This window comes from Pseudomonas sp. GW101-3H06 (genome assembly GCF_059424605.1).
Window position 1 is genome coordinate 3785511 of the sequence record NZ_JBWKZO010000001.1, and the last position, 13399, is coordinate 3798909.

The 13399-nt window shown below is 59.5% G+C and carries 14 protein-coding genes; 6 read left to right on the forward strand and 8 right to left on the reverse strand.

The window, feature by feature from the left end; all coding sequences use genetic code 11:
• The first annotated feature begins 110 nt into the window (after positions 1-110).
• Entirely contained in the window at positions 111-1289 is a 1179-nt protein-coding gene (locus AC07ZE_RS17220; protein WP_207265892.1) for a GGDEF domain-containing protein, read from the forward strand.
• A gap of 30 nt (positions 1290-1319) precedes the next feature.
• Here AC07ZE_RS17220 and AC07ZE_RS17225 read toward each other — a convergent pair whose 3' ends face one another.
• Together AC07ZE_RS17225 and AC07ZE_RS17230 are read right to left on the reverse strand one after the other, a co-directional pair.
• On the reverse strand, positions 1320-2342 hold the full coding sequence (locus tag AC07ZE_RS17225; RefSeq protein ID WP_207265893.1) for an LLM class oxidoreductase: 1023 nt from the start codon (positions 2340-2342) through the stop codon (positions 1320-1322).
• Between the two features lie 105 nt (positions 2343-2447).
• Entirely contained in the window at positions 2448-3359 is a 912-nt protein-coding gene (locus AC07ZE_RS17230; RefSeq protein ID WP_207265894.1) for a LysR family transcriptional regulator, read from the reverse strand.
• Between the two features lie 190 nt (positions 3360-3549).
• Here AC07ZE_RS17230 and AC07ZE_RS17235 point away from each other — a divergent pair, with 190 nt between their 5' ends.
• Complete coding sequence (locus AC07ZE_RS17235) at positions 3550-3912, forward strand: type 1 fimbrial protein (RefSeq protein ID WP_207265895.1); 363 nt, start codon at positions 3550-3552, stop codon at positions 3910-3912.
• Between the two features lie 30 nt (positions 3913-3942).
• On the opposite strand, the gene arsJ is transcribed toward AC07ZE_RS17235, so the two are convergent.
• From arsJ to AC07ZE_RS17255, 4 genes are read right to left on the reverse strand one after another with little or no spacing between them, the layout of a single operon-like run.
• The gene (gene arsJ, locus AC07ZE_RS17240) at positions 3943-5160 is read right to left on the reverse strand and encodes an organoarsenical effux MFS transporter ArsJ (RefSeq protein WP_207265896.1); all 1218 of its coding nucleotides are present in this window, start codon (positions 5158-5160) and stop codon (positions 3943-3945) included.
• A 9-nt stretch (positions 5161-5169) separates the two neighbouring features.
• Complete coding sequence (locus AC07ZE_RS17245) at positions 5170-6174, reverse strand: ArsJ-associated glyceraldehyde-3-phosphate dehydrogenase (protein WP_207265897.1); 1005 nt, start codon at positions 6172-6174, stop codon at positions 5170-5172.
• A gap of 51 nt (positions 6175-6225) precedes the next feature.
• The gene (arsH, locus tag AC07ZE_RS17250; protein ID WP_207265898.1) at positions 6226-6942 is read right to left on the reverse strand and encodes an arsenical resistance protein ArsH; all 717 of its coding nucleotides are present in this window, start codon (positions 6940-6942) and stop codon (positions 6226-6228) included.
• Positions 6943-7001: 59 nt separating this feature from the next.
• Entirely contained in the window at positions 7002-7358 is a 357-nt protein-coding gene (locus AC07ZE_RS17255) for a metalloregulator ArsR/SmtB family transcription factor (protein ID WP_207267838.1), read from the reverse strand.
• A 144-nt stretch (positions 7359-7502) separates the two neighbouring features.
• Here AC07ZE_RS17255 and chrA point away from each other — a divergent pair, with 144 nt between their 5' ends.
• Positions 7503-8708 (forward strand): chromate efflux transporter, encoded by a 1206-nt coding sequence (gene chrA / locus AC07ZE_RS17260; protein WP_207265899.1) that lies wholly within the window; start codon positions 7503-7505, stop codon positions 8706-8708.
• Positions 8709-9161: 453 nt separating this feature from the next.
• On the opposite strand, the gene AC07ZE_RS17265 is transcribed toward chrA, so the two are convergent.
• Entirely contained in the window at positions 9162-10118 is a 957-nt protein-coding gene (locus AC07ZE_RS17265; RefSeq protein ID WP_207265900.1) for an AraC family transcriptional regulator, read from the reverse strand.
• A gap of 191 nt (positions 10119-10309) precedes the next feature.
• Here AC07ZE_RS17265 and AC07ZE_RS17270 point away from each other — a divergent pair, with 191 nt between their 5' ends.
• From AC07ZE_RS17270 to AC07ZE_RS17280, 3 genes are all read left to right on the forward strand, one after another.
• Positions 10310-11260, forward strand: coding sequence for a diiron oxygenase (locus AC07ZE_RS17270; protein ID WP_207265901.1), 951 nt, complete (start codon positions 10310-10312; stop codon positions 11258-11260).
• A 15-nt stretch (positions 11261-11275) separates the two neighbouring features.
• Positions 11276-11698: an MAPEG family protein gene (locus AC07ZE_RS17275; RefSeq protein ID WP_207265902.1), complete on the forward strand. Its 423-nt coding sequence runs from the start codon at positions 11276-11278 to the stop codon at positions 11696-11698.
• Between the two features lie 84 nt (positions 11699-11782).
• A complete protein-coding gene (locus tag AC07ZE_RS17280) occupies positions 11783-12169 on the forward strand; it encodes a VOC family protein (protein WP_207265903.1) in 387 nt (128 codons plus the stop codon).
• Positions 12170-12206: 37 nt separating this feature from the next.
• Here AC07ZE_RS17280 and AC07ZE_RS17285 read toward each other — a convergent pair whose 3' ends face one another.
• A complete protein-coding gene (locus tag AC07ZE_RS17285; protein WP_259331963.1) occupies positions 12207-12620 on the reverse strand; it encodes a VOC family protein in 414 nt (137 codons plus the stop codon).
• Positions 12621-13399: the final 779 nt, after the last annotated feature.

The following is a 13399-nucleotide window of genomic DNA, read 5'->3' on the forward strand; positions in this document are numbered from 1 at the left end:
TTTCAGCGAAAAACCGGGGTTTGGGGGTGCCCGACGACGCCGTCAGCGAAAAAGCCGTCCAAACGCTACAATCCTGCCTTTTCACCCAGAATCAGACAGGCAGTAAAGACATGGCGCTCGACCCACCCACAATGCTGGCAATCTCCACCGCCCTCGCAGCCGCCGCGGCGCTGTACCTGGCGATCGAGTGGCGCAGCATTCGTGAACCTTCGCTGCTGTTCTGGAGCACCGGCTTTGCGACGATTACAGTGGGCTCGACACTGGCCTTGCTGCGCATGAGCGGCCTGCTGCTGATCGGCATCTGGTTCGCCAATGGCCTGCTGGTGGTGGCCCACTGGTTTTTCCTGCTGGGCGTTGCGCGCTTCACGAAAAAGCGCCTGTCCCGCGCCTGGTACCTGGTTTTCGTATCCTGGCTTGCGCTGCTGTTACTGCCGGACGAGCCCTCCTGGTCGAAGATCATGCTGGTGGCCAATTCGCTGCTCGTCGCCCTGCTGTCGCTCAGGGCCAGCTTTCTGCTGCGCCCCCATGGCAAGTCGCTGAGCGTGGGGGCGGTACAACTGCGTTACGTGATGTTGGTCCACGGCCTTTTCTATGTCATCAAGGCACTGACGGCAGTGGTACCGGGCACCCTCATCGATCTGGCCTCCTTGCGTGGCGAAATCATTCAGATTTCGCTGGTCGAGGGCGTGATGGCGATCATGTTGATCGCCCTGTCGATGACCGGCACCGAGCGCTATCAGCGGGAGAAACGCATCTCACAGTTGGCCGAGCGGGATCCATTGACCGCCCTGTACAACCGCCGCGCCCTGGAAGTGCGGGCACCGCGCCTGTTGGCGCAAGTCTCGACCGTCCGACCGGGTGCCTTGCTGCTGATCGACATCGACAACTTCAAACTGGTCAACGACTTGTACGGCCACACTGCGGGGGACCGACTGCTCGTGACGCTGAGCGAGATGATCCGTTCGGTACTGCCCGAAGGCGCGCTCGCGGCCCGGCTGGGTGGTGACGAGTTCGTCATCTTGCTCAGTCACGCTTCGAGCGAACGCGTCGTGGAACTGGGCAACACCCTGCGTGACCAATTCCATACCACCGCCTCTCAGGCATTCGCCACCCCCGAAGCGGTGACCCTCAGCATCGGCGCCAACCTCTACGACCATCCCCCCACCAGCCTGGCGGCCTTGATCGAGCAAGGCGACGCGGCACTCTATGAATCCAAGCGGGGCGGACGCGACAGCATGCGACTGGTCGATCGGACCCTGGCCAGGCAAGAACCGCTGCAGGCAGGTTGATGGGCTGTTTGCAGGCAGTCATCCGCGATTTCACGCATGTGACGGGAAGTGCGGCAGGACGTATTCGCCGAGTTCTTCGAGGATTTCGCCATAGGGTTGACGGCTGACCTTGGGGTTGAGCGCAATATGCGAGACACCGGCCGCTTGCGCTTGCTCCAGGTAATTGCGCAGACCGTTGCGCCCCGCCCGGAAGCCACCCTGGATGCGCTGGAATGGCTGGTCCGGGTTGTCGCTGAGGTCGAGATACCCGCCCAGCCCCAACGGTTTGAAGGCGTTCCGGCCCTCGGCCTCTTGCACCAGGCCGTGCCAGCTCTCACTCAATGACGCCAACCGCTCCGGGCTCTGCACGCCGGCCAGATAGCCATCAAGGTGTTGCGCCAACCATTCGATACTCTGCTGGGCCTGACCGACAGCAATCGAGGGAACGCGTCCGTACGGCGCTTTCGGCACCAGATCCAGGGCTGCGGGGGAACCGCCGAAGCGCTCGGAGCGCAACCGCGGAAAGCTCTGCTCGATCAGGGTGCGAAACACGGAAAAGGCATCACGGTAGCGATCGCCACGACTTTCATAATCAATGCCCAGCATCGGGTAGTCACTGTATCGATCCCCCGAAGACAGCCCGAGTACCAGCCGACCTTCGCTGAGTTGATCCAGGGACGTCGCCTGCTTGGCCAGGTACATCGGCTCGCGGGTAGGCAGTACGATGCCCGTGGTTCCCAGGACAATGCTGCGCGTGGCGGCGGCCAGGTACCCGATATAAACCAGCGGCTCGAAGATCTGCGCCACATCGCCATAACCTGGATCATAGAAAGGAATGTCCCGCATCCACAGCGCACCAAAGCCCAGCGCTTCGGCGCGCTGTGCCATTTCCACGTGACCACGCATGGTCGGGGCGGGTCGGCCGGCATGGGTTTCCAGGGGCAAAATCAACCCGACTGTGAGCGCCTGCGGTTGAAACAGCCGCTGAAAACCAGGGTGACGCTCAAGTGAAGGATGAGGGGTCGGCAAGATGGCAGGTTGGGCTTGCGGCGCAACGTGTGTGGCAAAAGTCATGATGGCAGTCCCGTTGAGTGACGATGACTGCATGCTCATTGAATCCACAGCCTGGATAAACCGCTGCCGGCGACCGTTACCGGGTCCGCACAGTCCCCAATGCCGTCATGTTTCCCAAGGCACCCCGGGTGCCCAACGCTCAACCAGCAGATCGATGAACGTGCGCACGCGCGGGGACAGGTGCCGCTTGCTCGGGTAGACGATTCTTATGGGGTCGGGCGGCGCACGGAAGGGTTTAAGCACCTCCACTAACGCACCTTCGCGCAGGTCGTTGCCGGTAATGTAGGTCGGCAGATGAATCAGGCCGATACCGGCCAGCGCCGCTTCCCGCATGGCTTCGGAACTGTCGATGTTCAGCCGCCCCGGCTGTTCGTGCAGATGCAGGCCGGCCGGTGTTTGATAACGCCAGACGCCAGTCCGCTCGCCACTGGTGAACGCGATGGTGTCATGCCCCGTCAATTCAGCGGGCGTCTGCGGTACACCGCAGCGGGCCAGATAGGACGGCGAGGCACAGGTCGCGAATTGCTGCCAACCGACGGTGCGGGTCAATAATTGTGAGTCGTCTTTGGGCACACCAATGCGTATGGCGACATCGACCCCCTCTTCGACCAGATCGACAAAGCGATCGGTAAACCACACGTCCGCGCGCAACTCAGGCCACTGCTTCAAATAAACATCAAGGATCGGCAGGACATGACGCTGACCAAAGGACAACGGGGCCGTGAGTTTAAAGGTGCCGGTCGGCCGCCCACGGCGCAAAGCCATGGTCGCGTCCACCTCATCAAGGTCCTCGAGTATCTGCCGCCAGCGTTCATACGCAACCTGCCCCTCGTCCGTCAGGCTCAGTTTGCGCGTCGTGCGATTGAGCAGCCGTGTGCCCATCCGCACCTCCAGGCGAACGATGCTTTTACCCACCGCGGATCGGGTCAAGCCGAGTGAGGCCGCTGCCGCAGTAAAGCTTCCGCTCTTCACGGCCCCGACAAACGCGGTAATGTCTGCGAATCGGTTGGCTTCCATTGTTGGCTAGACTCCAGGAAAGACCCAGGGGTCGCGGGACTTGTAGCCTTCAAAGAGTAGTGTTTGCCAGTGACTCAAGGGTAAAAACTTCAGCTCATCAGGAAACCCGCCAGTGTGCCGGGCATCCCGAGGCCTCAAGTTCCCGCCATGAGTGACGACGTAGTCCTTACATTACAAAGGAGCGTGAGCCATGAAGATCAAGCATCTGCCTGTCGCCATCAGCGTTGTTTTCACACTGAGCGGTGCATGTTGGGCGGCCACACTCGCCGCCCCGGGCACGATCCGGTTCGACGGCGCCATCGTCGAAGGCAGTTGCAGTTCCGGCCTGAGTACTCAGGCCACCGTCGAGCTGAACACCTGCCCTGCGCTAGGCCGAGCCACGGTTATCAATGTGCGCAACATTGACCCACACAGTGCTCCCGCCCAGGTCACGGTCAAGCTGCTCGCCGACAGCGGTCAAGCTCGCTATTACGATCAGCGCTACACGTTGGTGGACGGCACTGGCGCACCGGTTCGGTCCGGGAACTACCTGATGACAATGACCCTGCCCTGAGCAACCGCTACCGAATGCCCCGACTCTGGATCAGTGCATGGCGTGACGGGGCAATGCAATGGAGATCAACGCTGCAAGCAACACGAATGCGCTGGAGATCCATAAACACGGCCCCAGCCCATAGACCTGATAAACCCCGCCGGAAAGCACGGTCCCGATCAGTCGCCCCAAGGCGTTCGACATGTAGTAAAAACCCACGTCCAGCGAGACGCCGTCTTCCTTGGCGTAGGACACGATGAGGTAGCTGTGCAGCGACGAATTCACCGCGAACAGCGCACCAAAGATCATCAACCCGCCCAGCAATACCATGTGCTGTGACGATTCGCTGTCCAGCCCAAGGGCAATGGCCGCCGGCACGCCCGCCAGTGCCAGTGCCCACAGAAATGCCGAACGGCCGTCGGGGACGTGCCCTCGTTTCTTTCCGGTGATGTTGGGCGCAAAAGACTGAACGATACCGTAGCCAATCACCCAGGCCGCCAGAAAGCCGCCGACCTCCCAGAAGTCCCAGCCGAAGACGCTGCTGAGGTACACCGGCAAGGCCACCACGAACCAGACATCACGGGCACCGAACAGGAACATCCGTGCCGCAGAAAGGACATTGATCGCCCGACTCTTGGACAGGATGTCGCGAAATCTGGGCTTGGCCTTGGCCTTGCCCAGGTCTTTCTTCAGCAGGATCAGGCTGCTGATCCAGATCAGCGCCAGGACACCGGCCATCACCAGCAACGCCCCCCTGAAACCGATCAACGCCAGCAAGGCCCCACCGAGAAAGAAGCCGACCCCCTTGAGTGCGTTCTTTGACCCCGTGAGGATCGCCACCCACCGGTAAAGCGTGCCCTGCTGCCCTTCAGGAACCAGAAGCTTGATGGAGCTTTTGGCGCTCATCTTGTTCAGGTCTTTGGCAATCCCCGACAGCGCCTGAGCGCCCATCACCCAGGGGATGGTTAGCCAGGCGACGGGAACCGTCAGCATCAGCAACGCCGCGACCTGCATGCCCAACCCGATGTTCATGGTCCGGTTCAACCCCAACCGGGCCCCAAGGTAGCCACCCAGCAGATTGGTAATCACACCAAAGAATTCGTAGAACAGAAACAGCGCCGCAATTTGCAGCGGGCTGTAGCCCAGCCCGTGAAAGTGCAATACCACCAACATGCGCAAGGCGCCGTCGGTGAGGGTAAAGGCCCAGTAGTTGCCCGTGACGAGCAGGTACTGGCGCACTGACGGCGCGAGGGCTGGCAACGCTGTCATGACCGCTCCTCAGACTGCCCCTGCGACCATTCTGGCCAGTTCGACGGTGCGGTTGGCATAGCCCCATTCGTTGTCGTACCAGGCATAGAGTTTGACCTGGGTACCGTTGACCACCATGGTCGACAACGCATCGATGATCGATGAGCGCGGGTCCGTGCGGTAATCGATGGACACCAGCGGGCGCTCCTCGAAACCGAGGATGTCCTTGAGTTCATGCTCGGAAGCGTCCTTGAGGAATTGATTGACCTCCTCGACCGTGGTGGCGCGTTCGACTTCAAAGACACAGTCCGTCAGCGAAGCGTTGGCCAGCGGCACGCGCACCGCATGACCATTCAAGCGCCCGCGCAGCTCCGGAAAAATTTCGGCAATAGCAGTGGCCGAACCGGTGCTGGTGGGAATCAGGCTCATGCCCGAAGCGCGCGCACGGCGCAGGTCCTTGTGCGGTTGATCGAGAATGCTTTGGGTGTTGGTCAGGTCGTGGATAGTGGTGATCGAGCCGTGGCGAATGCCCAGCTTCTCGTGGATGACCTTCACTACTGGCGCCAGGCAGTTGGTGGTGCACGAAGCCGCCGTGACGATGCGATGTTCAGCCGGTTTGAACAGTTGATGATTGACGCCCATGACGACGTTCAACGCGCCTTTTTCCTTCACGGGGGCGCAGACCACCACACGTTTGACGCCCTGATCCAGGTAGGCCTGCAACACCGCCACGGTTTTCATCTTGCCGCTGGCCTCGATCACCAGATCGCAACCCGACCAGTCAGTGTCGACAATTGCCTTGTTCGCGGTCACTTTGATGCGCTTGCCGCCGATCACCACATGATCGTTTTCCGCGCTGGCTTCGTTGTGCCAGCGACCGTGCACAGAGTCGAAGTTGATCAGGTGCGCATGGGTGACCGCATCGCCCGCCGGATCGTTGATCTGCACGAATTCAAACTCTGGCCAGTTCCAGGCCGCTCGCAGAGCGAGGCGACCGATCCGACCGAAACCGTTGATGCCAATTTTGATAGTCATGTTGTTGTGCTCTGTGTCGGAACCGAGGTGTTTTGACAAGGTGAAAAATCCTCAGATGGAGCGCTGATTGACACGCTTCATGAGTTCTTGCGCCGATTCCTTGCGCTCGGAATAACGGTCGACCAGATAGTCCTGACGGTCGCGAAGCAGCAGTGTGAATTTCACCAACTCTTCCATCACATCAACGACACGGTCGTAGAACGCAGAGGGTTTCATCCGGCCGTTATCGTCGAATTCCATATAGGCCTTCGGCACGGAGGATTGGTTGGGGATGGTGAACATGCGCATCCAGCGTCCCAGCACTCGTAGTTGATTGACCACGTTGAACGACTGCGAACCACCGCACACCTGCATGACGGCCAGGGTTTTGCCCTGGGTGGGGCGGACGGCGCCCATGGCCAGTGGTACCCAGTCGATCTGCGCCTTGAAGACGGCGCTCATGGCGCCATGACGCTCTGGAGAGCACCAGACCTGACCCTCGGACCACAACACCAAGTCGCGCAGTTCCTTCACGCGTGGATGATCGTCAGGAGCGTCATCTGGCAGCGGTAAACCCGACGGATTGAAAACCCGCGCCTCGGCGCCGAAGTGCTCCAGCAGTCGAGCGGCTTCCTCGACCAGCAGACGGCTGAAAGAGCGCTCACGGGTCGATCCGTACAGAAGCAAAATGCGCGGTTTGTGGATGGAGGTCATTTCGATGCCGAGTTTGTCTGTCGATGGAAGATCGACCAGTTCGGTTTCGAGTAGGGGGAGAGGGTCATCAAACATGGTCTTTGTCCTGTGCAGCGGCGTTCTTGTGGTCCAAGGCGAAATCAAGGGATCCTGCTTTAACAGCAGGCGAGCGACCGTTCAGGACGGTCGCCCATCTCAGCGAGGCGTTTGGCATCAGGACCTAACCAATGCTGGTTGCTTTCGAGCACGGTGCTCAGCAGCTGATGAACCCAATCAGGCATGTTGGGGTGCAATCGGTAATAGACCCATTGGCCTTGCCGACGATCCGCCAACAGCCCACACGTTCGCAGTTGTGCCAGGTGCCTGGAAATTTTTGGCTGACTCTGGTTCAAGGCGCAGGTCAACTCGCAAACACACAGCTCTCCTTCGCGGGTGATGAGCAGCATCGTGCGCACCCGAGTGTCGTCAGCCAGGCATTTGAAAACAGTGATCGGTGTCAGAGAGTCAGTGATGGCGTTCTCAAGGACGCTGCTGGTCATCTTGAAATCTCATTTCATATGCGATTTGCCGAATATATGGTTTTTCGCATATAAGTTAAAGCGTCTTCGGTCGATTAATATCTCGATCCATTGTTGTTTGAACAGGGAAGCGACTCCATGGCCAACCCTCAGGGCGAACACCGCAGCGCCTGGTCGGTGTTTCTGATTTTTCTGCGCCTGGGATTGACCTCCTTCGGTGGGCCCATCGCGCATCTGGGTTATTTCCGCGATGAGTTCGTCACGCGACGCAACTGGCTGAGCGACCGCAGTTATGCGGATCTGGTAGCGCTGTGCCAATTCCTGCCGGGGCCGGCGAGCAGCCAGGTCGGTATCGCACTGGGCTTGTCCCGGGCGGGTTACGGCGGCGCGCTGGCGGCCTGGGCCGGTTTCACGCTGCCTTCGGCGGTTATTTTGATCTTGTTTGCACTGGGCATTGCCCACTACGGCAGCGTCATCCCGTCCGGCGCTCTGCACGGCCTCAAAGTGGTGGCCGTCGCCGTGGTCGCCCAAGCGGTGTGGGGCATGGCACGAAACCTGTGCACGGGCGTGACGAGCGTCACCCTCATGACCATTGCGGCTTGCATCGCCCTGCTTGAACCGTCCGCCTGGGGCCAGGTCAGCGTGATTGTCGCCGCCGGCGTTGCCGGTCTTGTGCTGTTCAAACCCAAGCCGCGTGACGGGCACGATCCGCTCCCGATCACCATCAGCCATCGGGCGGGAGCCATCTGGCTGTCACTGTTTTTCGTATTGCTGGCGGGTCTGCCGCTCTTGACCCAGTTGCTGCCCAATCAAACCCTGGCCATGACAGATGCTTTCTACCGCTCCGGATCGCTGGTCTTCGGTGGCGGTCACGTGGTTCTGCCATTGCTGCAAGCCGAGGTCGTGCCCTCCGGCTGGGTCAACAATGAGGTCTTCCTGGCAGGGTATGGCGCCGCGCAGGCTGTGCCAGGTCCGTTGTTCACGTTCGCGGCGTTCCTTGGTGCATCGATGAACCACGCCCCGTCCGGCTGGATCGGTGGCCTCCTCTGCCTGCTGGCGATTTTCGCCCCGTCCTTTCTGTTGATCATGGGCGCCTTGCCCTTCTGGGAACGGTTACGCCAAAGCCTGCGCGCGCAGGCTGCGCTGGTCGGCGTGAATGCGGCGGTGGTCGGTCTGCTGTTGGCCGCGCTCTATCGGCCTGTCTGGACGAGTGCCATTTTGCAGGCGCAAGACGTCGGCCTGGCTCTTGTCGCATGGGTGGCGCTGATGTTCTGGAAACTCCCACCCTGGCTGGTCGTCATTGGCAGCGGTGTCGCGGGATGGTTGTTGAGTGTTGCGTGGTGAGGGGGAGATATCATCTCGAACCCATTTCGTTCAAGCAAAATGCACGATTTCACCGGTAATCATCTAGGCTTCGGTGAGTGGTGCACGCTGCTACATCGGGACAAGCAGCACACAAAGGGCCCCTCCCCATGCAGGCCATAACAACATTGCTCAAGCGCCTGCAGTCGGGAGCGAGCGACTCGATTGCGCCCACCAGGCAGCCCAATCTCCTGCGTTGGTTTTCGCGTTCAAATCGTTCTACACCACGCGGCAAGGCAGGTTGAGCATCGGGCTGATCATGGTGAAACAGATCATGGAAATTTTTGGCGGAGAAGCCGGCCTGACCCACCACGAACAACAGGGAACCTCCGTGCAATTGAGTTTCAAGGTGGTGCAAAGAAAGGCCAGTGTGTTGAGCTGACCTTCAAGGTCCCCCAATCACATCAAAAACAGCACGGCACGGATAAGACGCTGTCACCCTGATTGTCTACGCCAAGTGCCAGGCGATGCGCCGAACTGCCGCTTGAATGCGCGACTGAACGCGGCTTCGGATTCGTAGCCCACCGCAAAGCCGATTTGCGCCACGTTGCCGCGACCTTCGCGCAGGTGTTGGGCCGCCACGTGCATACGCCAGAGCGTCAGGTATTGCATCGGTGGCTGCCCGACCAATGCCGTGAATCGCTCCGCGAACACCGAGCGCGACAGGCCCACTTCCAGTGCCAGGGCTTCTGCCGTCCAGTTCTCGGTTGGACGAGCATGGAGCAGTGCCAAGGCGCGCCCGATATGCGGATCGCGCAAACCCGCCAGCCACCCGCGCCGTTCATCGGGGAGGCTGGCGACATACTGGATGACAGCTTCGACGAACAGCAATTCGGACAGCTTGGCGATGATCGTTGCCGAACCGACGCGTCCCGCTGCGATCTCACTGACGGCGAAACGGAATGAGCTTTCAATCCAGGGGCCCGAAGCCGTCGCGCGTACGTTCAGTTTCAATAAGGATGGCAGCGACGAAAGCAACGGACTGAAAGGTGTTTCTGAGCCGAGGAATCCGCACAACAGCTGCGTCGCCTCGCCGCCCCCGCCATATTTGATTCGTGAAATGCCGCCGGCTTCTGGCGGCTGAATGACTTCACGCGCCGACATGGGCGCAATGCTCAGGTCGCTGCCAAAGGAATGGGCGTCATTGTGAGGAAGCAGAATGAGTTCGCCTGCCCCCACGTCCAGGGTAGCGCCACCGTCGATTCGTAATCGCATGTGCCCGGCCGCGACAAAATGCGAGGCAATGACATGTCGAGGCGCCGCCAGGAACGGTTTGCAATCGTCCGCAGAGAGTCTTCCGCTGATGCACCAGGGTGCCGTGAATTCCGCCTCGAGAAAGACCCCTCCAGACAGCCGGATCACACGCAAGACATCAGAAAGCGCATCCAACACTGGCCAGCCCTCCTTTCCGGAGTCCGGAGCATGTAATCAGGCGTCCCGGGCATTCGCCGCCTGAACGGCGAGGCCTAGATTAGCACCAACGCGGACTCAGTGATCGAGACGATCCCCGGATGGTTCATTCAGAGTCACTGGCTCCGACGTCAACCGTAATCCCAACTCGACCAGGGAAGCAGGAGATCGACATGAACACCGTCGTCAACATACCCGGCTCAGATTCGGGCAACGCCGCCCGTTATGCTCAACTTGTCAGATCATCGAAAAAAGCGGAATGGCAGATCGATCGCGATTTGCTACAGGACCGCAGCTTCGATTTCACGCGCAAATTCCTGCCCGACGGACTATCGCGGGTCGACCGCCTGACTTTTCTCACCACAGACGAGGCGCGCTTGCTCAGCCAGATCCAGGGCCGCACTTATGCGTACATCTTTGGCCTGGTCGAGCGTTTTATCAGTGCCAAAATGCTCGATCAGGGTCGGGCCCATGTGTTTGACGATCAGCTCGCGCTCGAAGCGCTGGTGCGCTTTTCCAACGACGAGATCAAGCATCAAGAGCTGTTCCGGCGCATGGAAACAATGATGGCTGCACAGCTGCCAGCGGGATACCGTCAAGTTGCCGATCCAAACGATGTGGCGCGCGCTGTGCTGGCGGGCAGTACCTGGTCGGTGCTGGCGCTGACCTGTCACATCGAGCTGTTTGTGCAGACGCACTACTCGCAAAGCATCGCCCCGCGCGAGGACTTGTGCCCCCTCTTCAAGGATGTCTTCAAGTTTCACTGGAAGGATGAAAGTCGGCACGTCGTCATCGATGAACTGGAGTGGAAGGCGGAGCACGCGAAATGCTCGCCCGCCGAGCGCGACCAGGCCGTGAATGATCTGATCGCGCTGGTGGCCGCCGTCGACACGATTCTGCAAACCCAAGCGGCATCCGATGCCGACTACTTCATGCGCAATGTTTCACCGTCGTTCGGGGTCGATGAGGCAGCGCAAATCAGAGCCTGCGTGCTGGGTGCCTACCGCTGGCAATACATCATCTCGGGTGTGCAGCATCCACACTTCGGCCGGCTGCTTGCGGGCATGACAACCCCCGCACAGATGTCGAGGATTCAGACCGCACTGGCCCCCATCATGAATTGATCGAGGAAGGCAGCCATGACGATACCGATGTGGATGTTGCTTGGATTTGCGGCCTGGACTTTGCTGTTGTTGGTGGCAACTGTCGGGGTGTATCGCTGGGTCAGAATCCTGTTCTCGAATGTTCCGATTGGCTCTTTCCGAAGCGATCAGCCCGAAGGCGAGGATTGGTATCGACGCGGAACAAGAGCGCACGCGAACTGCGTGGAAAACCTGCCAGTCTTCGGCGCCATCGTGTTCGTGATTTCAGCCCTCGGTATCGACAGCCTGGCAGTGAACCTTTTATCCGTAATCGTTCTGATCGCTCGCGTGTGCCAGTCTCTGGTCCACGTATCCCATGTGCAAACCGACAGGTTCGTGGCGGTTCGGTTTGCCTTCTATTGCGTTCAACTGGTCTGTTTTTTCGCGCTCATGGGGATAGCCGCGTTTTATGGTGCGTGAACACATCATCCGGTGACATGGGACAAGCACACTATTATCTTGGACGGCAGTCATTGCAGCCGTTTCACCCGGGAGAACAGCCCCATGAAGATCGTGATAACCAGTGTAATGGTCGACGACCAGGCCAGGGCGCTGGCCTTCTACCGGGACGTACTCGGTTTTGAACTCAAGCATGACATCCCGATGGGCGCGTTTCGCTGGCTGACCCTCACCTCACCCGGCGATCCCGACGGGGTTGAACTGCTGCTGGAACCCGACGCCCATCCGGCGGCGAAACCGTTCAAATCAGCGGTGAAACAGGACGGTATACCCTTCACGTCCTTCGGGGTCGAAGACATCCAGGCCGAGTACGCCCGGCTCTGTGCCGCCGGGGTCCGCTTTACCCAACCGCCGACAGCCATGGGACCGGTGACCACTGCTGTGTTCGACGACACCTGCGGCAACCTGATCCAGATCGTCCAAAAGCATTGACCTGTGGTGTTTGGCAGGCCTTTCGTAAAGAACCAGACTACGGAGACACGTCTTCCTGGCCAACCGCCGCAAGCTGCGCAAACGCAAGAAAATAACCATTGCAATCACGCACCCCAAACTCTCGCGATCCATACGGCATGTCCTGCAGCGGCCATGCAATGTCGGCCTTGCCCTTCACAAAGTCGAAGTAGCGATCCACCTGTTTGATCGCACAATAGATCGTGCCCGAACACGCAACGGGACTGTTCCACAGGTTCTGCTCAGTGAACGTAATCCGGCAATCCTCTCGCGTCACGATGAGTGTCGACTGCGCCGACTCGATGACCGTGAAGTCCAAAACATCGTGGTAATACTGGCGAGTGCTGTCCAGATCGTTGCAACGCAGCAAAAGTGTTAAAGGCATGCTGACCTCAAGCAGTGAGTGCACGAAGGCGAAATCAATACGGGTCAATATAGCCAGCTTTCAATCACTCACACCGGCGAAATCGTCGCCAGCACACCAATCAAAATAGTCACCACCAGAAAGCCACCCAGAAAAATCGCCATCTTGCCCATGAGGCCCCCTACACGTTGAGTTTGCGGTGCACCGCTGCAAAAGCAGCTGAACTGGCCGTTATTGTGCGGGGCAAACTGAGTGCATTACAGAGGCAGAAAGCGCTGGAAAATACGGATCAGATGGGAGCTGAGCATGAAAAAACCCGCGGATGTACCCGATTCCCTGTGGGAGCTGGCTTGTCGGGTCGCCTGAGACACAGCCTTCGCGAGCAGGCTCGCTCCCACAAAGATTGAGAACATTCTGGATTGGTCGGCTGTCAGACCGTCATCGCGGGCAAGCCGCGCTCCCACAGGGGAATGCGAACAGCAGACAGGTCGAGTGTCAGCTCGCCTCGCTTGCTTTTGATCTGCCCGCCCCTCGGGAGGCTGAGTGGAGGTGTTCATCCGGGGACTGGCGCGCAGCGCCGTTCGACGCAGTCGAACCCATTGCATGCAGGTGCCAGCGAAGCCAACCGGAGGGCGATGCCCCCGGATGAATGCCGGAGCGAAGGAACGCCGAGCCTAAGCGAGGGGCCGGACGCTCAGGGCGAGCCTTTTTTGCTTACTTTTTTTGGCGTTTGAAAAAAAGTGAGTCGCCGTAAGGGCGAAACCGCCAGTGGCCGTTACCGCAGGAATGGAAATGTACTCCATCAAAAACGATGTCGCCTGACACAAAGCCTTCGCGAGCAGGCTCGC

Coding starts and splice junctions, on each gene's coding strand:
- AC07ZE_RS17225 (WP_207265893.1), bottom strand. CDS start 2,342: ATGACTTTTGCCACACACGTTGCGCCGCAAGCCCAACCTGCCATCTTG.
- AC07ZE_RS17230 (WP_207265894.1), bottom strand. CDS start 3,359: ATGGAAGCCAACCGATTCGCAGACATTACCGCGTTTGTCGGGGCCGTG.
- AC07ZE_RS17275 (WP_207265902.1), top strand. CDS start 11,276: ATGACGATACCGATGTGGATGTTGCTTGGATTTGCGGCCTGGACTTTG.
- arsJ (WP_207265896.1), bottom strand. CDS start 5,160: ATGACAGCGTTGCCAGCCCTCGCGCCGTCAGTGCGCCAGTACCTGCTC.
- AC07ZE_RS17235 (WP_207265895.1), top strand. CDS start 3,550: ATGAAGATCAAGCATCTGCCTGTCGCCATCAGCGTTGTTTTCACACTG.
- AC07ZE_RS17270 (WP_207265901.1), top strand. CDS start 10,310: ATGAACACCGTCGTCAACATACCCGGCTCAGATTCGGGCAACGCCGCC.
- AC07ZE_RS17280 (WP_207265903.1), top strand. CDS start 11,783: ATGAAGATCGTGATAACCAGTGTAATGGTCGACGACCAGGCCAGGGCG.
- AC07ZE_RS17245 (WP_207265897.1), bottom strand. CDS start 6,174: ATGACTATCAAAATTGGCATCAACGGTTTCGGTCGGATCGGTCGCCTC.
- chrA (WP_207265899.1), top strand. CDS start 7,503: ATGGCCAACCCTCAGGGCGAACACCGCAGCGCCTGGTCGGTGTTTCTG.
- arsH (WP_207265898.1), bottom strand. CDS start 6,942: ATGTTTGATGACCCTCTCCCCCTACTCGAAACCGAACTGGTCGATCTT.
- AC07ZE_RS17220 (WP_207265892.1), top strand. CDS start 111: ATGGCGCTCGACCCACCCACAATGCTGGCAATCTCCACCGCCCTCGCA.